The sequence below is a fragment of the Pseudomonas sp. Nvir genome, assembly GCF_963778085.1.
GTDB classification, from domain to species: Bacteria; Pseudomonadota; Gammaproteobacteria; order Pseudomonadales; family Pseudomonadaceae; genus Aquipseudomonas; species Aquipseudomonas juntendi.
This window is the reverse complement of record NZ_OY970405.1, coordinates 2226442-2247069: the sequence shown is the minus strand read 5'-3', so window position 1 is coordinate 2247069 and position 20628 is coordinate 2226442. Positions and strand designations below refer to the sequence as shown.

At 59.0% G+C, this 20628-nt stretch carries 21 protein-coding genes and 1 pseudogene; 10 read left to right on the top strand and 12 right to left on the bottom strand.

Annotated elements, in window-relative coordinates:
• Window positions 1–57 precede the first annotated feature (57 nt).
• The 6 genes from ahpC to AACG97_RS10780 all read right to left on the bottom strand — a co-directional run bounded on the left by ahpC (window position 58) and on the right by AACG97_RS10780 (window position 5523).
• Window positions 58–621, bottom strand: coding sequence for an alkyl hydroperoxide reductase subunit C (gene ahpC / locus AACG97_RS10805; protein WP_004375926.1), 564 nt, complete (start codon window positions 619–621; stop codon window positions 58–60).
• Between the two features lie 180 nt (window positions 622–801).
• A complete protein-coding gene (gene gorA / locus AACG97_RS10800) occupies window positions 802–2157 on the bottom strand; it encodes a glutathione-disulfide reductase (RefSeq protein WP_009683181.1) in 1356 nt (451 codons plus the stop codon).
• A gap of 187 nt (window positions 2158–2344) precedes the next feature.
• Entirely contained in the window at window positions 2345–3184 is an 840-nt protein-coding gene (gene galU, locus AACG97_RS10795) for a UTP--glucose-1-phosphate uridylyltransferase GalU (protein WP_009683182.1), read from the bottom strand.
• Between the two features lie 272 nt (window positions 3185–3456).
• A complete protein-coding gene (locus tag AACG97_RS10790) occupies window positions 3457–4371 on the bottom strand; it encodes a c-type cytochrome (RefSeq protein WP_054881495.1) in 915 nt (304 codons plus the stop codon).
• Complete coding sequence (locus AACG97_RS10785; RefSeq protein WP_054913447.1) at window positions 4368–5018, bottom strand: c-type cytochrome; 651 nt, start codon at window positions 5016–5018, stop codon at window positions 4368–4370. The genes AACG97_RS10790 and AACG97_RS10785 overlap by 4 nt, the downstream gene beginning before the upstream one ends.
• Window positions 5019–5163: 145 nt before the next feature.
• Window positions 5164–5523, bottom strand: a complete 360-nt coding sequence (locus AACG97_RS10780) for a hypothetical protein (protein WP_009683186.1) — start codon at window positions 5521–5523, stop codon at window positions 5164–5166.
• 159 nt (window positions 5524–5682) lie between these two features.
• On the opposite strand from AACG97_RS10780, the gene AACG97_RS10775 reads away from it, so the two are divergent.
• From AACG97_RS10775 to csrA, 8 genes are all read left to right on the top strand, one after another.
• On the top strand, window positions 5683–5985 hold the full coding sequence (locus tag AACG97_RS10775) for a DUF1883 domain-containing protein (RefSeq protein ID WP_003250918.1): 303 nt from the start codon (window positions 5683–5685) through the stop codon (window positions 5983–5985).
• 7 nt (window positions 5986–5992) lie between these two features.
• A complete protein-coding gene (locus AACG97_RS10770) occupies window positions 5993–6163 on the top strand; it encodes a hypothetical protein (protein WP_165944137.1) in 171 nt (56 codons plus the stop codon).
• A gap of 39 nt (window positions 6164–6202) precedes the next feature.
• Window positions 6203–7279 (top strand): NAD(P)H-dependent flavin oxidoreductase, encoded by a 1077-nt coding sequence (locus tag AACG97_RS10765; protein ID WP_009683190.1) that lies wholly within the window; start codon window positions 6203–6205, stop codon window positions 7277–7279.
• 176 nt (window positions 7280–7455) lie between these two features.
• A complete protein-coding gene (modA, locus tag AACG97_RS10760; RefSeq protein WP_225785876.1) occupies window positions 7456–8178 on the top strand; it encodes a molybdate ABC transporter substrate-binding protein in 723 nt (240 codons plus the stop codon).
• Window positions 8178–8858: a molybdate ABC transporter permease subunit gene (gene modB, locus AACG97_RS10755; protein ID WP_009683192.1), complete on the top strand. Its 681-nt coding sequence runs from the start codon at window positions 8178–8180 to the stop codon at window positions 8856–8858. The genes modA and modB overlap by 1 nt, the downstream gene beginning before the upstream one ends.
• 1 nt (window position 8859) lies before the next feature.
• Window positions 8860–9951, top strand: coding sequence for a molybdenum ABC transporter ATP-binding protein (modC, locus tag AACG97_RS10750; RefSeq protein ID WP_115293868.1), 1092 nt, complete (start codon window positions 8860–8862; stop codon window positions 9949–9951).
• 56 nt (window positions 9952–10007) lie between these two features.
• Window positions 10008–11030 carry a DNA topoisomerase IB gene (locus AACG97_RS10745; RefSeq protein ID WP_054913452.1) on the top strand — a complete coding sequence of 341 codons (1023 nt, stop codon included), beginning with the start codon at window positions 10008–10010 and terminating at the stop codon, window positions 11028–11030.
• A gap of 253 nt (window positions 11031–11283) precedes the next feature.
• The gene (gene csrA / locus AACG97_RS10740; RefSeq protein ID WP_009683195.1) at window positions 11284–11481 is read left to right on the top strand and encodes a carbon storage regulator CsrA; all 198 of its coding nucleotides are present in this window, start codon (window positions 11284–11286) and stop codon (window positions 11479–11481) included.
• A gap of 42 nt (window positions 11482–11523) precedes the next feature.
• On the opposite strand, the gene AACG97_RS10735 is transcribed toward csrA, so the two are convergent.
• The 4 genes from AACG97_RS10735 to AACG97_RS10720 all read right to left on the bottom strand — a co-directional run bounded on the left by AACG97_RS10735 (window position 11524) and on the right by AACG97_RS10720 (window position 15402).
• Window positions 11524–11877: a response regulator gene (locus AACG97_RS10735; protein ID WP_009683196.1), complete on the bottom strand. Its 354-nt coding sequence runs from the start codon at window positions 11875–11877 to the stop codon at window positions 11524–11526.
• A gap of 11 nt (window positions 11878–11888) precedes the next feature.
• Window positions 11889–13334 (bottom strand): ATPase domain-containing protein, encoded by a 1446-nt coding sequence (locus AACG97_RS10730; RefSeq protein WP_054881496.1) that lies wholly within the window; start codon window positions 13332–13334, stop codon window positions 11889–11891.
• Window positions 13335–13339: 5 nt separating this feature from the next.
• Window positions 13340–14500: a two-component system sensor histidine kinase NtrB gene (locus AACG97_RS10725; protein WP_009683198.1), complete on the bottom strand. Its 1161-nt coding sequence runs from the start codon at window positions 14498–14500 to the stop codon at window positions 13340–13342.
• Window positions 14501–15186: 686 nt separating this feature from the next.
• Window positions 15187–15402, bottom strand: a complete 216-nt coding sequence (locus tag AACG97_RS10720; protein WP_080671134.1) for a helix-turn-helix domain-containing protein — start codon at window positions 15400–15402, stop codon at window positions 15187–15189.
• Window positions 15403–16742: 1340 nt separating this feature from the next.
• Here AACG97_RS10720 and AACG97_RS10715 point away from each other — a divergent pair.
• Window positions 16743–16838: pseudogene (locus AACG97_RS10715) on the top strand (amino acid synthesis family protein); the annotation flags it as partial.
• Between the two features lie 250 nt (window positions 16839–17088).
• Here the strand turns inward: AACG97_RS10715 and AACG97_RS10710 are convergent.
• Window positions 17089–17955, bottom strand: coding sequence for a helix-turn-helix domain-containing protein (locus AACG97_RS10710; RefSeq protein WP_033690481.1), 867 nt, complete (start codon window positions 17953–17955; stop codon window positions 17089–17091).
• 144 nt (window positions 17956–18099) lie between these two features.
• Between AACG97_RS10710 and pobA the strand changes: the two genes are divergently transcribed.
• A complete protein-coding gene (gene pobA / locus AACG97_RS10705) occupies window positions 18100–19284 on the top strand; it encodes a 4-hydroxybenzoate 3-monooxygenase (RefSeq protein WP_054881497.1) in 1185 nt (394 codons plus the stop codon).
• A gap of 286 nt (window positions 19285–19570) precedes the next feature.
• On the opposite strand, the gene AACG97_RS10700 is transcribed toward pobA, so the two are convergent.
• Window positions 19571–20485 (bottom strand): ketopantoate reductase family protein, encoded by a 915-nt coding sequence (locus AACG97_RS10700; protein ID WP_009681590.1) that lies wholly within the window; start codon window positions 20483–20485, stop codon window positions 19571–19573.
• Window positions 20486–20628 lie beyond the last annotated feature (143 nt).

The window sequence follows — 20628 nt, the reverse complement described above, 5'->3', positions numbered from 1 at the left end:
CGGTAGCTTGTTCAGCTTTGGCGGCTGCCTACCGCCCGCGTTGTTGCGCGCATGGCCTTAGATCTTGCCGACCAGGTCCAGCGATGGCGCCAGGGTGGCTTCGCCTTCTTTCCACTTGGCCGGGCAAACTTCGCCTGGGTGGGCAGCAACGTACTGGGCAGCTTTCACTTTGCGCAGCAGCTCAGCTGCATCGCGGCCTACACCACCGTCGTTCAGTTCCACGATCTTGATCTGGCCTTCCGGGTTGATCACGAAGGTACCGCGATCAGCCAGGCCAGCTTCTTCGATCAGCACGTCGAAGTTGCGCGAGATGACGTGGGTTGGGTCACCGATCAGCGGGTACTGGATCTTGCCGATGGTGTCCGACGTGTCGTGCCAGGCTTTGTGGGTGAAGTGGGTGTCGGTGGACACGCCGTAGATTTCCACGCCCAGCTTCTGGAACTCGGCGTAATTGTCGGCGAGGTCACCCAGCTCGGTCGGGCAAACGAAGGTGAAGTCGGCCGGGTAGAAGAACACGACGGACCACTTGCCTTTCAGGTCGGCTTCGCTGACCTGCACGAACTCGCCTTTGTGGTAGGCGGTAGCGTTGAACGGTTTGACCTGGCTGTTGATGATTGGCATGAGAGACGCTCCTTCATGGGGTTGGAATCAGTTGATGGATAGAATCCTAACTAATCATCCCGCTGAAGGCTCATTGGCAAAGCTCATGCTCGTGATTGGTTTTGGCTATAGCCAGAGGTACTTGATAGAAGACTCGGTTGTAGGAGCGGGCTGCCCCGCCCCTTCAACGTAACGCATAGATCAACGGCTAGCCGTACGCAGGGTGACGAACTCTTCGGCGGCCGTCGGGTGCACACCGATGGTTTCGTCGAATTGCTGCTTGGTGGCACCGGCCTTCAAAGCAATACCCAGGCCCTGGATGATCTCGCCGGCATCAGGGCCGACCATGTGGCAGCCCAGCACCTTGTCGGTGTCGGCATCGACCACCAGCTTCATCAGGGTCTTTTCCTGGATGTCGGTCAGGGTCAGTTTCATGGCGCGGAAGCGGCTTTCGAATATCTGCACCTTGTGCCCTGCCGCCAGCGCCTGTTCTTCCGTCAGCCCCACGGTACCGATTGGCGGCTGGCTGAACACGGCTGTGGGGATGTTCTGGTAGTCCACCGGGCGGTACTGCTCGGGCTTGAACAGGCGCCGTGCCACCGCCATGCCTTCGGCCAGCGCCACCGGGGTCAGTTGCACCCGGCCAATCACGTCACCAATGGCCAGGATCGACGGCGCGGTCGTCTGGTATTGTTCATCGACCCGGATATAGCCACGCTCGTCCAGCTCGACGCCGGTGTTTTCCAGGCCCAGGTTGTCCAGCATCGGGCGTCGGCCGGTGGCATAGAACACGCAGTCGGCCTGCAACTCGCGACCATCCTTGAGCGTGGCCTTCAGGCTACCGTCTTCAAGCTTGTCGATGCGCTGGATATCGGCATTGAACTGCAGGTCGAGGCCGCGTTTTTCCAGCTCTTCCTTCAGGTGGGTACGTACCGAACCATCGAAACCGCGCAGGAACAGGTCGCCACGGTACAGCAACGAAGTAGCCGCCCCCAGGCCCTGGAAGATACCGGCGAACTCGACCGCGATGTAGCCACCGCCGACCACCAGCACCCGGCGTGGCAGGCTCTTGAGGTAGAAGGCTTCGTTGGAGGTGATTGCCAGTTCCTTGCCTGGAATGTCCGGCACCTGCGGCCAGCCGCCGGTGGCGATCAGGATGTGCCTGGCACTGTAGCGTTGGCCCTCCACTTCCACTTCATTGGCCCCGGTCAGGCGCGCGTGCCCCTGCAGCAGGGTCACCCCGCTGTTCACCAGCAGGTTACGGTAGATGCCGTTCAGGCGCTCGATCTCACGGTTCTTGTTGGCAATCAGGGTGCCCCAGTCGAAGTGCCCTTCTTCCAGGGACCAGCCGTAACCGGCAGCCTGTTCCAGTTCATCGGCCACATGCGCACCGTAGACCAGCAGCTTTTTCGGCACGCAGCCGACGTTGACACAGGTGCCGCCCAGGTAACGGCTTTCAGCCACTGCCACTTTTGCACCAAAACCAGCGGCGAAGCGCGCAGCGCGCACCCCGCCGGAGCCAGCGCCAATCACGAACAGATCAAAATCGTAGGCCATGTGTTCTCTCTCCTAGCAGGCGCCCAGCATAACGCACTGAGGCCGCTTTGCAGCCCTTCGTGGCAAACCCGCCCCATCAGGTGGGCGCACGCCAAAGGCATGCGCGGTAACTGTAGGAGCGGGCCTGCCCGCGAAGGGCCGCGCAGCGGCCCCAGTCATCGCAATGTTGCTACAAGCAGCGGCTGTATCAGTAAGCCTTGCCAGTCTTGTAGTAGTTCTCGAAGCAGAAGTTGGTCGCGTCGATGTAGCCCTCGGCGCCACCGCAGTCGAAGCGCTTGCCCTTGAACTTGTAGGCGATCACGCAGCCGTTCTGCGCCTGTTGCATCAGCGCGTCGGTGATCTGGATTTCGCCGCCCTTGCCTGGCTCGGTGTTCTTGATGATGTCGAAGATATCCGGCGTCAGGATGTAACGGCCAATGATCGCCAGGTTCGACGGCGCATCTTCCGGTGCAGGCTTCTCGACCATGTTGGTAACGCGGAAGATGTCGTCACGGATCATGTCACCGGCGATGACACCGTACTTGTTGGTTTCCTGAGGGTCGACTTCCTGGATGGCGATGATCGAGCAGCGGAACTGGTTGTACAGCTTGACCATCTGGGTCAGCACGCCGTCACCTTCCGGGTTGACGCACAGGTCGTCCGCCAGCACCACTGCAAACGGCTCGTCGCCGATCAGCGGGCGCCCGGTGAGAATGGCATGGCCCAGGCCTTTCATTTCGGTCTGGCGGGTGTACGAGAACGAGCACTCGTCCAGCAGGCGGCGGATACCGACCAGGTATTTCTCCTTGTCGGTGCCCTTGATCTGGTTTTCCAGCTCGTAGCTGATGTCGAAGTGGTCTTCCAGGGCGCGCTTGCCGCGGCCGGTCACGATGGAGATTTCGCTCAGGCCGGCATCCAATGCCTCTTCAACGCCATACTGGATCAGTGGCTTGTTGACCACCGGCAGCATTTCCTTGGGCATGGCTTTGGTAGCAGGCAGGAAGCGCGTACCGTAGCCGGCTGCCGGGAACAAGCATTTCTTGATCATATACGTCCTTACAAAAGGCTAGGCCTGTGGAATTCGGCGCAGTCTAATCAGGCGGCACAAACCTTACAATGCCTGACCTGCGGCCGACCGATGGGTAGATAGAGATAAGCAAGTGTAGATAGTTCCGAGGGATCGCAAATATCGCCAGCAAACATGCAAGTGAAATGCCACAGCTCACGCATGCCTGTGGTGGCCTCCTGGCGAGCAAACCTGCTTCCACAACCACCGTTGCAGGCCAGGTTTACCCGCCAAGCGTTCGCTACAGGCGCCCGTCAGCTACCGGTCCCCTGCCCGACCAGCACGCCATCGACCTTCTGCCCATACAGGTTCACGCCGTCATTGGCATGGAATTTCACCCGCGTCTTCTCGACAGAGCCCTCTACCAGGCGGGGATCCTGCGGCCGTTCATGCCGGTTGATCCATGCCGCAACATCCCAGGCCTGCTGGTCGCTGAGGCTGCCCGGCTTGCCCAGTGGCATGTTGTACTTGATGAAGGATGCCGCCGTGTTGATACGGTGCATACCGGCGCCCCAGTTGTAGCTGTCCTTGCCCCACAGCGGCGGCATCACATATTCGCCCGCCACTTTCTGCCCTTCACCGTTGTCACCATGGCAAATCGCGCATTGCTCGCGGTACACCCGCTGGCCACGCGTGAAGTCGTACCCGCCTGCAGGCTGCGCGACTTCCGGGTAACCGCGCCCGGCAATTTCGACGCCGGTCGGCGCCTTGGTCGACAGCCAGTACGCGTACACCGACAGCGCCGTCATCTGCGGGCTGTCCGCGGCCGGCGGCTTGCCATTCATGCTGAACTGGAAGCAGCCTTGGATGCGCTCGGCAAAGGTGTTGACCTTGTCGTTTTTCTTGCGATAGGCGGGGTACATGGGGTACGCGCCCCACAGTGGCGCCGAATGGGCCATACGCCCCTGGTCGAGGTGGCAGTTGCTGCAGTTCATGCCGTTGCCCACCGCCTCGGGCATCAGCCGGCGGGTATCGACGAACAAGGCATGGCCTTCACGCACCATCTTGCCGAAGGCATTGGCGGGCAGCTCGTCTTCCGCCGGGGGCGTGAACTGCAGGGCGGCCTGCTTGCCGGGGACCTTCAGTTGCGACTGATCTTCCATGGCGATAGGCGCGGCCTGGGCACTGCCCACAACCAGCAGCAACAGAGCGGGGATCAGCGGTTTCATGGTTTGACCTCCTGGCTGGCGGGGCGGGCGAAGAACTCGGCAACAGCCTTGATCTCGTCATCGGTCATGGCCTTGGCCACGCCGACCATCAGCTGGTTCGGGTCATTGCTGCGGCTGCCGTCGCGCCAGGCATTGAGCTGCGCCACCAGGTAACTGGCAGGCTGCCCGGCCAAAGGCGGGAAGTGCTCGCCAACGCCACCGCCACCCGGACCGTGGCATTGCACGCAACCAGGGATATGCCGGTTCCAGTCGCCGTACAGGGCCAGGCGGGTGGTAGGGTCGCCGGCAATCTGCTGGCGGCGCCCATCAACGACCTCGACTGCCGGCAGGCTGGCCAGGTAGCTGCTGACGGCGGTGATTTCCTCTTCGCTCAGGGCCTTGGCCAACGGTTCCATCACCGCCTGCTTGCGGCTGCCACTGCGCCAATCATGCAATTGCTTGCTGAGGTAAGCAGCCGGCAGGCCGGCCAGCCGCGGAAAGCCCGCCGCAGCGATACCCTTGGCGTCCGGGCCATGGCAACCCAGGCAGGCCAGGGCGGCGGGGTTGGCCCCGCCTTGGGTGAAAATTTTCTGGCCATCGGCGGCATGCGCCCCGGGCCAGGCCAGGATCAGCAGGCTGCCGATCACGACGCGACTCAACGGTGTCATCACGAATCTCCATTTCTTTTGTTATAAGCTTAGGCTTAAAAAACATAAGCAAATGGATACTAGCCCCGTCGGGGAAATCGCAACAACGTCAGGCCGGCCGATCTGATGGCCAACAGCCCATTAACCGCCCTTTACTTGCCTCAGATCAACTCCCCGAGATGCAGTGGGTAGCTGCCGTGCGCACATCGCCCAGGCGCAGCGGAAAGTTGCTCAGCCGCTCATGCAGCTTGATGCTGCTGCCGCCGCCACGCTCATCGATATCCAGCAGGGCGGCCGGGCCAGCACCTGCTGTCAGCTTCTGCGGCACCGTCAGGCGCAGGCCGTCACCGCGCTGCTCTTCCACCAGTGGGTCACGGCTGTCGGCAAGCTGCGCCTTGACGCAATCGGCATACTCGCGGGGCGTCTTGCCAGAAATCACATCCAGGGTCGCATGCGATTGCTCCAGCTCGGAAACACTGACACAGCCACCCAGTGCCAGTGTCAACGCGGCCACCATCCACTTCATCTGTCATACCTCAACTTGTACGAACCCCGTTCGACCACCGTCAGGCGGTTTTGCTCCGTGCTTTGGCAGAATTATCCAAGCCCGGCGAACAGCGCGGCAGTATAACGGCACATCGTGGTATCTTTTGCCTTTGCTGAACCAACCCTTGCGGAGCATCACATGAAATTCGTACACCAGCGCGAGCACCTCAATGAGGACGACATCGTCGTCATCGAGTGTTCCCAGCGCTGCAATATCCGCCTGATGAACGACGCCAACTTCCGCAGCTTCAAGAACGGCGGCCGTCATACCTACCACGGCGGCCACTTCGAGAAGTTTCCGGCGAAGATCACCGTGCCCAGCACCGGGTTCTGGAATATCACCATCGATACCGTGACCACCCGCCCGATCTCGGTTACCCGCAAGCCCACCCTGACCCACAAGATCAAGATCATCCGTCGCTCGTCGTCGAAACTCAGATAAGGCCACCATGACCCAGACCATCAAGTACGTGATCAAATACAAACTCGACGGCCAGCGTCGCTGGGACTTCGCGCTGATGCCCGACGCCTCGCAAGCGCAAGCCCTCGAAGCCTTGCGCAAAATCCATGGTGAAGACGCCGACAAGATCAGCGACATTCAGGTCAGCAAGGCCCTGTAGTAGCCGCCGCACCGTTCGCCCAGCGCAAGGAGACCTCGCATGCGCCACTGGCCCGACCGCCGTATCCTCGACCTGCTGGGCATCGAGTTGCCCATTCTGCAGGCCCCCATGGCGGGGGCAACCGGCTCGGCCATGGCCATCGCGGTGGGCTCGGCCGGCGGCCTGGGCGCCCTGCCCTGCGCCATGCTCAACGGTGAGCAGGTGCGCGCCGAAATTGCTGCATTCCGCGCCGGCTGCCCGGGGCGCCCCTTGAACCTGAACTTTTTCTGCCACCAGCCACCCGCGCCCGACGCCGAGCGCGACGCGCGCTGGAAGCAGGCGCTCGCCCCCTACTACAGCGAAGTGGGGGCGGATTTCGCGGCGCCCACCCCGGTCTCGAACCGTGCGCCTTTCGATGAGGCGAGTTGCCAACTGGTCGAACAACTGCGGCCGGAAGTGGTGAGCTTCCACTTTGGCTTGCCCCAGGCCGACCTGCTGCAACGGGTACAGGCCAGCGGTGCCAAGGTGCTCTGCACCGCCACTACCGTGCAAGAGGCCGTCTGGCTGGAGCGCAACGGCTGTGACGCCATCATCGCCATGGGTTATGAAGCCGGCGGCCATCGCGGCATGTTTCTCAGCGACGCCATCACCAGCCAGATCGGCACCTTTGCCCTGGTACCGCAGGTAGCCGACGCGGTCCGCCTGCCGGTCATCGCCGCCGGTGGCATCGCTGACCATCGCGGCCTGGTGGCGGCCCTGGCCCTGGGCGCATCTGCCGTGCAGATTGGCACGGCGTACCTGTTCTGCCCCGAGGCCAAGGTTTCGCCAGCACATCGGCAGGCGCTGGACAGTGCGCCTGCCAGTGACACGGCGCTGACCAACCTGTTTACCGGCCGCCCGGCCCGCGGCATCAACAACCGTATCATGCGCGAGCTGGGGCCGATGAGCGCGCTGGCACCAGCGTTTCCGCTGGCGGGCGGGGCATTGATGCCGTTAAGGGCAATCACCGAGCCGCAGGGCAACAGCGACTTCAGCAACTTGTGGTCAGGGCAGGCGTTGCGGTTGGGGCGGCGTATGCCGGCCGAGGCGCTGACCCGGGACATCGCGGCCAAGGCACTGGCCAGGGTTGCCGGGTAGCCCGCGCCTGCGCGGCCTGCGGCAACCTTTCGTTAGCCCGTAATCACACCATCCTTGCGAATGCACCCAGCAGCCCTTCCCGACAACTGGCCTATCGCTATATAGTTGTGAATATAACGATAACCCAAGGAGCTGCCTGCATGCGTATCCGCCCGTCTCACCTGGCCTTCACTGCTATGGCCAGTCTGTTTGCCTTCAACACCGCCTGGGCCGACGAGGTTCAAGTGGCCGTCGCGGCGAACTTCACGGCGCCCATCCAGGCCATTGCCAAGGACTTCGAACACGACACCGGCCATACACTGGTCGCGGCTTACGGCGCCACGGGGCAGTTTTACGCCCAGATAAAGAACGGCGCGCCCTTCGAGGTGTTCCTTGCCGCCGATGACACAACCCCGAAAAAGCTCGAGGAAGAAAAGCAGATCGTCCCCGGTTCGCGCTTCACCTACGCCATCGGCACCCTGGCCCTGTGGTCGGCGAAAGAAGGCTACGTCGACGCCAAGGGCGAGGTGCTGAAACAAAACGCATTCAGCCACCTGGCCATCGCCAACCCCAAGGCCGCGCCATACGGCCTGGCCGCCACCCAGGTACTGGACAAACTGCAGCTTACCGCGGCCACCAAAGGCAAGATCGTCGAAGGCCAGAACATCACCCAGGCTTTCCAGTTCGTCTCCACCGGCAATGCCGAACTGGGTTTTGTCGCGCTGTCACAAATCTTCAAGGACGGTAAAGTGACCCAAGGCTCGGCCTGGATCGTACCGGCCAACCTGCACGACCCGATCCGCCAGGACGCCGTACTGCTCGACAAAGGCAAGAACAATGCCGCCGCCAAGGCCCTGATCGAATACCTGAAGGGGCCAAAGGCCGCCGCCCTGATCAAGTCCTACGGTTATGAAATCTGATGCCGCTGGATGCCAGTGACCTGGGTGCCATCTGGCTGACCGTCAAACTGGCCAGCCTGACCACGGTGATCCTGCTGATCATCGGCACGCCGGTCGCCTGGTGGCTGGCGCGCACGCGCTCCTGGCTACGCGGGCCGGTGGGCGCGGTAGTGGCGCTGCCGCTGGTGCTGCCACCGACCGTCATCGGCTTCTACCTGCTGATCGCCCTCGGCCCCCACGGCTGGCTCGGCCAGGCCACCCAGGCCATGGGCCTGGGCACCGTGGTGTTCAGCTTCACCGGCCTGGTCATTGGTTCGACTGTCTATTCCATGCCCTTCGTGGTCCAGCCGTTGCAGAACGCCTTTGCCGCCATCGGCCAGCGCCCGCTGGAGGTCGCGGCCACCCTGCGCGCCAGCCCGTGGGACTGTTTCCTCCATGTGGTGCTGCCGCTGGCGCGCCCCGGTTTCGTCACCGCCAGCATTCTCGGTTTCGCCCACACCGTGGGTGAATTCGGTGTGGTGTTGATGATCGGTGGCAATATTCCCGACAAGACGCGCGTGGTTTCGGTACAGATCTTCGATCACGTCGAGGCCATGGAATATTCACAAGCACACTGGCTGGCCGGCGCCATGCTGGTGTTCTCGTTCCTGGTGCTGCTGTTGCTGTACACCGGGCGCCGCAGTAAAGCCGGCTGGAGCTGAGATGACTGCATCGATAGTGGCGCGCCTGAACCTGCCACGTGACGACTTTACCCTGGACGTAGACCTGCGCCTGCCCGGCCGCGGCATCAGCGCCCTGTTCGGTCAGTCCGGCTCTGGCAAGACCACTTGCCTGCGCTGCCTGGCGGGGCTGGAGCGGGCTGCCAACGCCTATGTCGAGGTCAACGGCGAGGTCTGGCAGGACAGCAGCCGTGGTTATTTCCGCCCTCCCCACCTACGCCCGGTGGGCTATGTATTCCAGGAGGCCAGCCTGTTCCCACACCTGTCGGTGCGCGCCAACCTGGAATTCGGCTGGCGCCGCCTGGCGGCCGCCGAACGCAAAGTCAGCCTGGGCCAGGCCAGCCAGCTGTTGGGTATCGGCCATTTGCTGGAGCGCCGCCCGGCGACTTTGTCGGGGGGTGAGGCGCAGCGGGTTGGCATCGCCCGCGCCCTGCTCAGCAGCCCGCAGCTGCTATTGATGGATGAGCCGCTGGCCGCCCTCGACGGCCCACGCAAGCGCGAGATACTGCCGTACCTGGAACGCCTGCACGGTGAGCTGGACATCCCGCTGGTGTATGTCAGCCACGCACAAGATGAGGTGGCACGCCTGGCCGACCACCTGGTGCTGCTGGAACACGGCCGAGCCGTGGCCAGCGGCCCCATTGGCGAAACCCTCGCCCGCCTCGATCTGCCGCTGGCCCAGGACGATGACGCCGGGGTGGTGTTCGAAGGCCGGGTGGTGGGGCACGACCCGCACTACGATCTGCTCGACCTGCGCCTGCCCGGCGAACATGGGCCCTTGCTACGCATCGCCCATGCCGCCCGGGCCATGGGCGACACCTTGCGGGTCAAGGTGCAGGCGCGTGACGTAAGCCTGGCACTGACAGCTGACAGTACCTCGAGCATCCTCAACCGTTTGCCGGTACAGGTGCGCGAAACCCGCCCCGCGGCCAACCCGGCGCATGTACTGGTCAGCCTGGACGCTGGCGGCAACCTGCTGCTCGCGCGCATTACCCGGTTTTCGGCAGAGCAGCTCACCCTGCACGCGGGGCAGGTCGTGTACGCCCAGATCAAATCGGTGGCGCTACTGGGCTGAGCATACCTGGCACGCGTGTTGTCCATTGATCAGTGATCTGATCGAGGCCAAACACCATGCTCGACTGCCCTCTGCCGCGCAGTTTGCACTATGTCGAAGACAGCCAGCCAGGCCTGACCCGGCGCCGTTGGCGCGACCGCTTCATCTACCTGGACGCCGATGGCGAACGGGTCCGCGACAAGGACACCCTGGCGCGCATTGCCGCCCTGGTGATCCCCCCGGCCTACACCGACGTGTGGATCTGTGCCGACCCGCAGGGCCACCTGCAGGCCACCGGCCGTGATGCGCGTGGCCGCAAGCAATACCGCTACCATGTGCAATGGCGCGAACTGCGCGACCAGCACAAGTACGGCCGCATGCTGGCCTTCGCCCAGGTTTTGCCGAAACTGCGCGCACAACTGGAAACCTACCTGGCACGCCCAGGGCTGGACCGGGAAAAGGTCATGGCACTGGTGGTGAGCCTGCTGGACCACACGCTGATCCGCATTGGCAACCAGCGCTACCTGCGCGACAACCAGTCGTACGGCCTGACCACCCTGCGCAACCGCCACGTAGAGGTCAAGGGCAGCAGCATTCGCTTCCAGTTCCGCGGCAAGCGCGGTGTCGAGCACAACGTCACCCTCAATGACCGGCGCCTGGCCAACCTGCTCAAGCGCTGCATGGAACTGCCCGGGCAGGCGCTGTTCCAGTACCTGGATGCCGACGGCCAGCGCCATAGCGTCGGCTCGGCCGAGGTCAACCAGTTCCTGCAGCAACTCACAGGTGCCGACTTCACCGCCAAGGACTACCGCACCTGGGCTGGCAGCAGCCTGGCGCTGGACCTGCTCAGGCCATTGGCCTGGGAACCGGAGGCCGAGGCCAAACGCCAGGTGGCCGCCATCGTTCGCCAGGTGGCCACGCGCCTGGGCAATACCCCGGCGGTCTGCCGCCGCTGTTACATCCACCCCGCCGTACTCGAACACTACGCCCTGGGCCGCCTGGCGGACTTGCCAAAGCACCGCATACGCAAAGGCCTGGACCCTGAAGAGGTGGCTTTGCTGGTATTTCTTCAAGCCCTAGAGGAACAGGACGGTCATTAAGCCTGTCTATTTAATCCATGATGCGAAGAAATTTCCCATTGGCCGCCAACGGCCCTATTCTTGCCACCGAGCACCTTGGCCGACAAATCGCTGACGGTTTGCTTTGGCACCTGCAAGTGAAGGTACGCAACAGAATTTTTCTGTCGGGGAATTACTATCCGCCGAAAGCGTCTTTAATGAGAAGGAACAGGGACCCGCTCCCGCCGCCGCGGCAGTTAGCCATGCGGACTTTATTATCACCAAGGAGAACTACATGCTGATACTCACCCGTAAGGTTGGCGAAAGTATCGTCATCAATGATGACATCAAAGTCACCATTCTGGGCGTCAAAGGGATGCAGGTGAGGATCGGTATCGATGCACCGAAAGATGTACAGGTCCATCGGGAAGAGATCTTCAAGCGTATCCAGGCCGGCAGCCCAGCCCCGGAAAAGCACGACGATTCACAGTGAACCCCGGCTGACCAAGCGCATGGATGCGCTCGGCCGCAGGCCTCAGGCTTTCAGTAGCTCACGCACCTTCGCAATCATCTTGTCCATATCGAATGGCTTGTCGAAAATGGCCTTGAACAGGGCAGGACAGACCTGGCTGGCCTGTGCGCCACTCATGAGAATGACTGGCACCTCGCGCAGCGCCGAGCAGTCACGCATGGCGCGCACCAGCTCCTCGCCATTGAGCACCGGCATCATGTAGTCGGTGATCACCAACTGCACGCTCTCGGCCACAAGCATTTCCAGCGCCTTCTTGCCGTTGATGGCCTTTTTCACCTCGTAACCTTCCTCCTCCAGGGCGAAGGCCAGGATATCGGCGATCAGGTATTCGTCATCGACGATCAGAATGGTATTCATTGCCCCGCCTGTCACCCGCCGTCCTGCGGCACCGGCGTACCCGAAAGCACCCCGCTGTTGCCGGCGAATGCTTTATGTAGCGTTATGCCCTGGGGCCCGATCAGCAGCTCGTGCAAGGCCGGGTCATGGTGGCTGTCACGCACCTTGAGGATCGACAGCATACGCCGCAGCTGCGAGTCCAGTTCCACAAAGCGCATCAGCATCAGGTTGTCGACGATGCTCGACAGGTCCGGCGCCGGTGCGCTGATCTCGGCGCCGAAAATATCGCGCATTTCCCAGGTCAGCATCACGCTGACGCCGCGCGCGCACAGCTCACCGGTCAACGCGCGAAAGAACGCATTGAGGCGGGCCGGGTCGGTGGCCAGGCGGCTGAATGCCCCCAGGCTGTCGATCACCACGCGCTTGCTGCCCACTGCGGCGACCCGCTCCAGCAGCCGCGCGCCCACTTGGTCGAGCAACCCCTCTGTGGTGGGTTGCCAACACAATTGCAAACTGCCGCTTTGCTCCATCGCGGCAAAGTCGTACCCCAGCGATGCGGCCTTGCTGCGCAGGCGCTCGGGCGTTTCATAGAAGCCGAAATGCAAGCCTGGCGCTTGCGCGGTACTGGCGCCAAGAAATGCCAGGCACAACGAGCTCTTGCCAATACCGGACGGGCCGATCAACAAGCTGACCGAACCGTTCGCCAGCCCGCCGCCGAGCATTTCATCGAACGTGGGTACCCCGCTGGTGACGCGCCCCACATTGCCGCCGGCGACCTGGCTGGGGTGGCTGAACAGCGCTTCCAGGCGCGGAAACACGTGCATGCCGGCTTCGTCGATCAGGCACTCGTGGCGCCCCGACAACGCCCCACTGCCGCGGGTTTTGCGTAACTGGACATGGCGCACGGCACGGCTGCCCAGTAACTGCTCACCCAGCTCGATCACCCCATCGACCATGGTGTGCTCAGGGCTCCCCTCCTCCAGCCGGGCGCTGGTCAGCAGCAACACGGTACAACCCGCGAACGCCGCGTGGCCTTGCAGTTCGGAGACGAACTTCTTGGTGTCGAGCGTGGTGTGTGCACGGGCGCGGGCATTGAGCACGCCGTCGACGATCAGCAGGCTGGCCTTTTGCCGGGTGATTTCCTGGCGCAGCAAGCGCACCACAGCCTCCAGCCCTTCCTGCTCCAGGGTGTCGAAAGCGCTGACGAACTGGATCTGGTCACCAATCAACCCCTGGTCGAAGAACGCGAGCGTCGACAGGTACTGGAACAAGCGTTCATGTGACTCGCTGAGCAAGGTAGCCACCAGCACCCGACCACCGTCACGCACGTGGTTATGGGCCAGCTGGTTGGCAAGAATGGTCTTGCCGGCACCCGGTGGCCCTTGAACGATGTAGGAGGCGCCAGCCACCAGGCCACCCCTGAGCAACGCATCGAGCCCGTCGATGCCCGTTATCAGCCGCCTGAGTGCCTGTGCCATGTTGTCTACCTGTCGAGTGGGCTGAGTGCCTGATTCTGATACATTGGCAGATAAAGTTGCATGCAAGTTCCACGACCCGGCGCGCTATCGACACAAATAGCGCCACCGCTCTGCCTGGCGAAGCCGTACACCTGGCTAAGGCCCAGGCCAGTACCCTTGCCAAAGGGCTTGGTGGTGAAGAATGGCTCGAAGATGCGTGGCAGCACTTCGGGCGCGATACCCTCGCCACTGTCCTCCACCCCAAAGCACACAAAGCGGCCGTGCAGCCCTTCTACCTCGCCGGCCAAGTCGACCAGCTCCACCCTCAGGTCGATATGGCCATTGCCGGTGATGGCGTCGCGGGCATTGAACAACAGGTTGAGCAAGACCATTTGCAGCTGCCCGGCATCGACTTCGATCAGCGGCAGGTCCGGTTGCAGCACCACCGTCAGCGTGATCGCACTGGGTAACGCATGCTCCAGCAGGCCACGGGTGGCGGCAACCAGGGCAGCCGGTGCAACACTGGCCACATCGAGCTGGCGGTGGCGGGCGAAGCTGAGCAATTGCTGAGTCAGCTCGGTGCCGCGCTGCCCGGCATCGATGATGTGCTGCAGCATGCGCTGCGCCCGCACCGGGTCCTGGGTAGTCTGCGCCAGGCGTGCCGAGCTGAGAATGATGGTCAGCATGTTGTTGAAGTCGTGCGCCAGGCCACCGGTCAACTGGCCAAGCGCCTCAAGCTTCTGCGCCTGGAACAGCTGGGCGCGCATGGCATCCAGTTGCATGGCAGACTCACGACGGTCGGTAATGTCACGGGTGACCTTGGCAAGGCCGACGATCTGGCCGTCTTCGTCGCGAATCACATCCAGTGCGGCCAACGCCCAGAACTGCGTGCCATCCTTGCGTACCCGCCAGCCTTCATCCTGTGCCACACCCTGCTCGAGCGCCTGGCGCAGCAGGCACTCAGGGCGGCCGTCAGCGCAGTCCTGCGGGGTAAAAAACAGCGAAAAGTGCCGGCCGACCACTTCGTCGGCGCGGTAACCCTTGATCCGTTGCGCGCCTGCATTCCACGACACCACATGCCCAGAAGGGTCGAGCATGTAGATGGCATAGTCCACCACCGACTGAACCAGCTGTTCATAACGGTGGGCGGGCATGTCGGGGGGGTCGATGCTATCAGCTGAAACCATGCATACTCCACTGGCACAGCAGGAAGGACAAAATGAACGTAACCCGGTGTGCCCAGCCTTGAGCCATCCCTTGACACTCTTGGATCCAACCAATCTGTAACAGTGGCTTAATGACTGCAACGTGTCAATTGCCCATTACAACTGCCCTCTCATCTGTAGATCATAGGTGCTGCGGTTGACTCAACTATAACAATGGGTTATAAAGCGCGCTTGATTGCAAAGCCCTTCTGCTTAGAAGCGAGCCGGTCGTTCACGACCCCTTCAAGCGTGCGAGTGTGGTGGAATTGGTATACACAGCAGACTTAAAATCTGCTGACTGTCAACACCTTTTATGTCATGCCATTGCACCTACATAAAGGGCTGTAGACCACGTACAACCAAGCTTCTAGCGTTTGCCCTCGTCCTCTATATCCTTCATTATTTTTGGTCTTTTTGAGAGCTTGGTAGCCATTTGGTAGCCGGCACTTAAAATTAAGCTCAGCTCTCGTAAGCTTTCCTCAGCGCTCGTAAGCCCAAAGTGCCTCCTCCTCGAACAATCTTATATTTTCTAAAATTTTTTCCATCATTAAATCGGCTACCAAACCCGCCCTCCAAGCACAAAAAAACCCAGATCGATCTGGGCTTCTTGCTAGCCAGAGCATCGTGCCGTGGCCTGTATGAGCATCATGCTCGCGGCTCGGTAGCGGTCAGCAACCAGATGGGCAATACATAATTTTGGAAAATGCCACAACATCTTGAGTGCGGTAATAAATACGACGAGAAACATGCTTTAACGCAGGAATTTCTTTCGCGTGCTTATTAGTATACCGCCAAAACCTCAAGGTTTCTTTTGACACACCAAGGACGTCTGCAGTCTCATGCACGTCGAGAAACTCTTTAGCCAATTTATCAGCCGCGATCATTAAAACCCTCTCAAATATTCACTTACACTAAAGCACCCCTCCCTAGGCGTCAATTAAAGCTAAATGTTTGCACAGCCAACCGTCAAGGCACGAGAGACACATTTTCAAAGGGTGTGTCAGCAGCATACTCACTGACTGGCCTGAAGCCCTAGCAAACACAGATGGGTATGCCAGACGCATACCTTTATAGAAGTAATTGAAAACCCATTGAACGGTGAATGAGAGCTGCGGGGGCTGGGTACTCGAGGATTGATCATCCCCGCATGGATCACCCCGCGCCGACTCTACGATAAAAACTTTCCACCGCACACCATCTGTATGAGGCAAATACAGCGAAGCTGCCTTTACCAGCATTAGCTACCCCCCAAATGCTTGCGACCTCTACGGGTATGCGCCAAGCACTATAAAGCCAACAATTTAACAGTATATTTTCCGCGTACTTTCTTTAAAAAAATGGCACTTTTTTTATTTGAGGTCAAAATCAAGCCAGCGCCTACGGCGCTGAAAAAAAGCGATGCGCCTGCGGCGCTCAAAAGCAAGCCACGCTCACGCGCATGCGCGTGAGGTGAAGTGGCGAGCAATGGGGCGAGGCAAGGGTGGCATGCAGACCTGAGCTATCATCATCCACCTAAAACAGCAGAATTTATGATCTCAAAATGGCATCAAAAAATCTGCAAAATAAGAGACCTCTGCTTTTTTTTGCTAACAAAATAATAGAGCTCCGTTTTTGAAAAAACATTTCAAGGGGGGGTATGAAAAAAATTTCATGAGAGCTTCAGAACGAGCAGATCACAGCACATCCATACACCGTCGAAAAATATACTAGCGGTTTATGCCAAACTATACTGATGGTTTATTTATAACGCGAAATCGGGCTCACTTTCCAAGAAACCAATATTGACACCTTTTTTTCCTGAGTTTCTGTGCTAAAGTCACGCCTTTTTGAAACCCTATCAACGCATCGTTAACTCAACGAAAAGTGACTTCTGTGCAATTTAAAAACTCTCCTCATCCTCGAGATCCAGAAATCAGATCAGCCTTTCAGATAGCCATGCCGATCAATGTGATGCATACCACTGTGCACCTGCATGACATAGATCATTTATATAGAAGTCACCAAAGCTATTCAGCATCTGAATTGGTCTATTAGGCGGATTACCCGTGGGCCAGTAGCTTTGCGATGGTCACCCTATAGTTGCATGGCATTGCAGGCCTGATTGGAGCAATGAGCAAAAAAAAGACGCTTTATTAGTGATGCGTGGAGAGGGGGTTACCTGGGAACTTATATAGTAAATTCTTGGCACCAGGTTGTTGATGGGAGCTATGAGCCTTACAGCAACCTCGTGGTATTGGGTGCTGCAGATGGCGGGCGAGCTCATCCACGTATCGGTAACCGCTACATGGATCAGAAAGAGCTGGATGCTGAAAAGGCATAACTTGAATGCGCTGCAGTGGCTCCCATACCACTGCAGCCTATCTACCCTGTCGGCGCTGAGCGATTGCGGCTGAAAATCCAGAAGTTAGGAATCACCATACGCAACTCCGACAAGGGATCTGCAGACGATCAGTTTGTTGACAAGCCTCGGCGACTGTACGACAGCTGCATTGTGTGCTTGAAAGGATGCGACGGAGTCATGACGCCGCCACGGAAATATGAGATTGCCCGAGCGATTTGAGGGCAACTTCTCAGTGTTTCGCGTCCCTAAAATCACGCGGTGATGCGCCCACGGCCTTTTTGAAGAATCGTGAGAAATAGGCAGGGTCAGAGAATCCCAGACTATCGGACACCTGAGTGATCGTCATTTCCGTGTAGACCAGGCACCGCTTGGATTCGAGCAGCAATCGATCATTGATCATCTGGAGCGCTGACTGACCGGCCCTACGCCTGCAGATTGCATTCAGATGGTTGGTGCTGATGCCGAGCAGTTTTGCGTAATGGGAGATGGGCCAGTGCTGCCGATAATTTTCATCCAGCAAAGTGGTAAATGCTTGGAGATGCTCCAGGCCACGCTCATGGCCGCCCTGGTTATTGCGCTCCCTTATCGCAGCATGACGTGTGATCCAAACGATCAAGAGATTGATCAACGAATGCAGGGCGAGCTCACGACCTGACCTACCTTGCTGATGCTCCGCATTGATTTCCCCAAAGAGCCAATCGAGGTGATCGACCTCGTTTTGGGCGGGAAGACATAGTGGCCGGGAAAACTCTGATTCTAATGAAGGTGGCAGGCTCTGCAGGATGGGCGAGGCAAAGGTCAGGATGTATCCCTCAACGTCGCTGGAGAAGCTGAAAGTGTGGATGCTCAACGCTGGTACGACTTGGACAATCGGCACCTGAGAATGGACGTTGTTGTCCTCGACCTGCAGCTCCGCGATACCTTTTCTGACGTACAGGATCTGGAACAAATCGACATGGCGGTGCGGCTTAATTTCCCAGTCATGGAGGCTGCTACGCTCCGCGATAGATTCGCAGTGCATGAGATCTGCTGCGGGCCAGGCAGCTGATTCTCCGTACAGTTTGAAGGCGGGAACTGAGATGGACGGCTTAGCCAAGCGATTACCTACTATCGTTCAAAAGTCCAAGTAATTAGTCGAATAGTGCCTTCTTCCGAGGGAAAAAGTCACCAATTATACAGGGGACAAAAACAACCCAGCCCCAGATGCCCAGGAATCTGAGGGTGAAGAGAGGCAAAAAAAATGAAAACTCGAGTCGCTATTATTGGTTCCGGCCCCTCCGGACTGCTGCTGGGTCAACTGCTGTTGAACGCTGGCATCGACAACATCATCATCGAACGCAAAGACCCCGATTACATCCTCTCCCGCATTCGCGCAGGCGTTCTTGAACAGGGCACTGTTGACCTGCTTCGGGAGGCAGGCGTAGGTGCTCGAATGGATGAAGAAGGCCTCATTCACGACGGGTTCAAAGTGGCGTTCGACGGTCGGAGCGAACATATCGACCTGAAAGCTCTGACCGGTGGCAAAACCGTGATGGTGTACGGTCAGACTGAGGTCACACGCGACCTCCTGCAGACTCGCAAGGGTGCTGGCGGACTTAGCATTTACGATGCTGATGACGTGCAGCCACATGGCCTGCAGAGTGACAAGCCCTATGTCACCTTCGTGAAGAACGGTGAGACGGTCAGGGTTGACTGCGACTACGTGGCTGGCTGTGACGGTTTCCACGGTGTATCTCGCCAGTCGATCCCGGCAGATAAAATCAAGGTCTTTGAGCGAGTGTATCCCTTCGGCTGGTTGGGTGTTCTTGCCGATACCCCGCCAGTGGATGAAGAACTGATCTACGCCCGGCATGAGCGTGGGTTTGCGCTGTGCAGCATGCGCTCCCCAACCCGTACCCGCTATTACGTCCAGGTAGATGCTCAGGAAAAGGTCGAGGACTGGTCAGACGAGCGATTCTGGGGTGAGCTGAAAAGTCGTCTGCCGGAGGATGTGGCCAACCGCCTGGTCACTGGCCCATCGATTGAAAAGAGCATTGCCCCGCTGCGAAGCTTTGTCGTAGAGCCAATGCAATACGGGCGCATGTTCCTTCTGGGTGATGCCGCACACATTGTTCCTCCGACCGGAGCCAAAGGCCTGAATCTGGCAGCGAGTGATGTGAATACGTTGTATCGCATCATGGTCAAGGTCTACAAGGATGGTCGTACCGATCTGCTGAGCAAATACTCAGAGATATGCCTGCGTCGTGTATGGAAGGCAGAACGCTTTTCCTGGTGGATGACCTCCATGCTTCACAACTTCGCAGGTACGGATTCGTTCAGCCAGCGAATTCACGAAACTGAGCTGGATTACTTCGTGTCGTCTGAAACAGGTCGGAAGAGCGTGGCTGAGAACTACGTTGGATTGCCTTACGAATCTATTGACTGAGTCTGAGAAATCTCCAGCAACGCCATTGGTATCGAGAGATGCCGGTGGCGTATTGCGTGGCAGCCTACGAATTCACTTGCAGTATGTAATATTTATGCTGTGAGAAAGGAAAGGTGGGAGCAGCAGGTGTCGAGATCGTGTTCGCAGTGTTAGCCGGACAAAATCGGTATGTGACAGATCAGTTTGGTTGGGTAGCCACCAGGGCATTGCATCTTACTTTTTCAGCATGATGCAACACCCTGATTCAGTAACGTTGCACTTGGCCTCGGAGCCAAGCGTCTTTCAATCAATAGCCGCTTTCGATCAGCTTGACCAAGTCACCAAGCGTTCTCAGCACAGGGGTATCAACACCCGCATTCCGGCCACGATCAGCGACGGCACCGTTTATGAAGTCGATCTCCGTCCGGCGACGTGCTTCTACGTCTTGAAGCATGGATGGCTTGTGGCTTACATGATTATCAAACGCGTGTTGGATGGCGGTTGCTACGTTACTTTGCTGAGCAGCAATTCCACTGGCATTCGCGACTGCAACCGTTTCCTTGATGATCTGGCTAGCCAAGCTTCTGCCTTGCTCCGATTTTCCGACACCGCCTACAGTCAGGCCACTCACTGCGCAGAGAGAATTCAGTGCCGCATTGAAAGCGACCTTCTCCCAAATTGCCACTTGCACGTCTGGGTTGGCAATGCACTCCAATCCAGCTGCAGTAAAGGCTTCGGCAATGTGATGGACGTTGGCATCATCCTCGCCACTGGCAGTCCAGATGTTGATATGCCCCTCACCGTGGCTACTGACTACACCCGGCTCAATCAAGTCTGCGGGGAAATTGGTCATACCGACAATGATGCGCTCATTTGGTACGACTGCAGCGATTCGCTCAGCGTTTCCCAGGCCATTTTGAACAGACATTGCCCAGGTATTAGGGCCGACCAGGTGCTTTACCGACTCAATCGCCGCTGAGGTGTGAAAGCCTTTGGTGAAAATGATGAGTAGATCGAATGGGTTTTGGAAGTCATCCGCGCGCCCGACAGGCAACATCACGGTATTGGAGCCACCATGTGATTTGAGGATCAGGCCCTGGCGCTTGATTGCCTGGATGGTTGGCTCGGATGCATCAATCAGGGATACCTCTTGCCCGCCAAGCGCCAAGCGCGCTCCAAAAAGTCCACCCATAGCCCCGGCGCCAATGACTGCAATTCTCATGATATCTCCACAGTATTTAGATTCGTCGCACCTCATGAAATCACGCAACGCCGCATCAGACAAATAAATGATTTTCGATGTGAAAATAGACAAAGCTTATATTTCTTCGGATAGGAACTGGTCGATTGTAGACTGGGATATTG

Bases quoted from the DNA above. Each gene is read 5' to 3' on its own strand.
- AACG97_RS10785 (WP_054913447.1), bottom strand. From the start codon at position 5,018: ATGACACCGTTGAGTCGCGTCGTGATCGGCAGCCTGCTGATCCTGGCC.
- AACG97_RS10780 (WP_009683186.1), bottom strand. From the start codon at position 5,523: ATGAAGTGGATGGTGGCCGCGTTGACACTGGCACTGGGTGGCTGTGTC.
- AACG97_RS10720 (WP_080671134.1), bottom strand. From the start codon at position 15,402: ATGATCGCGGCTGATAAATTGGCTAAAGAGTTTCTCGACGTGCATGAG.
- AACG97_RS10735 (WP_009683196.1), bottom strand. From the start codon at position 11,877: ATGAATACCATTCTGATCGTCGATGACGAATACCTGATCGCCGATATC.
- modA (WP_225785876.1), top strand. From the start codon at position 7,456: ATGGCCAGTCTGTTTGCCTTCAACACCGCCTGGGCCGACGAGGTTCAA.
- csrA (WP_009683195.1), top strand. From the start codon at position 11,284: ATGCTGATACTCACCCGTAAGGTTGGCGAAAGTATCGTCATCAATGAT.
- pobA (WP_054881497.1), top strand. From the start codon at position 18,100: ATGAAAACTCGAGTCGCTATTATTGGTTCCGGCCCCTCCGGACTGCTG.
- gorA (WP_009683181.1), bottom strand. From the start codon at position 2,157: ATGGCCTACGATTTTGATCTGTTCGTGATTGGCGCTGGCTCCGGCGGG.
- modC (WP_115293868.1), top strand. From the start codon at position 8,860: ATGACTGCATCGATAGTGGCGCGCCTGAACCTGCCACGTGACGACTTT.
- AACG97_RS10765 (WP_009683190.1), top strand. From the start codon at position 6,203: ATGCGCCACTGGCCCGACCGCCGTATCCTCGACCTGCTGGGCATCGAG.
- modB (WP_009683192.1), top strand. From the start codon at position 8,178: ATGCCGCTGGATGCCAGTGACCTGGGTGCCATCTGGCTGACCGTCAAA.
- AACG97_RS10775 (WP_003250918.1), top strand. From the start codon at position 5,683: ATGAAATTCGTACACCAGCGCGAGCACCTCAATGAGGACGACATCGTC.
- AACG97_RS10700 (WP_009681590.1), bottom strand. From the start codon at position 20,485: ATGAGAATTGCAGTCATTGGCGCCGGGGCTATGGGTGGACTTTTTGGA.
- AACG97_RS10790 (WP_054881495.1), bottom strand. From the start codon at position 4,371: ATGAAACCGCTGATCCCCGCTCTGTTGCTGCTGGTTGTGGGCAGTGCC.
- AACG97_RS10770 (WP_165944137.1), top strand. From the start codon at position 5,993: ATGACCCAGACCATCAAGTACGTGATCAAATACAAACTCGACGGCCAG.
- AACG97_RS10725 (WP_009683198.1), bottom strand. From the start codon at position 14,500: ATGGTTTCAGCTGATAGCATCGACCCCCCCGACATGCCCGCCCACCGT.
- AACG97_RS10745 (WP_054913452.1), top strand. From the start codon at position 10,008: ATGCTCGACTGCCCTCTGCCGCGCAGTTTGCACTATGTCGAAGACAGC.
- AACG97_RS10730 (WP_054881496.1), bottom strand. From the start codon at position 13,334: ATGGCACAGGCACTCAGGCGGCTGATAACGGGCATCGACGGGCTCGAT.
- ahpC (WP_004375926.1), bottom strand. From the start codon at position 621: ATGCCAATCATCAACAGCCAGGTCAAACCGTTCAACGCTACCGCCTAC.
- galU (WP_009683182.1), bottom strand. From the start codon at position 3,184: ATGATCAAGAAATGCTTGTTCCCGGCAGCCGGCTACGGTACGCGCTTC.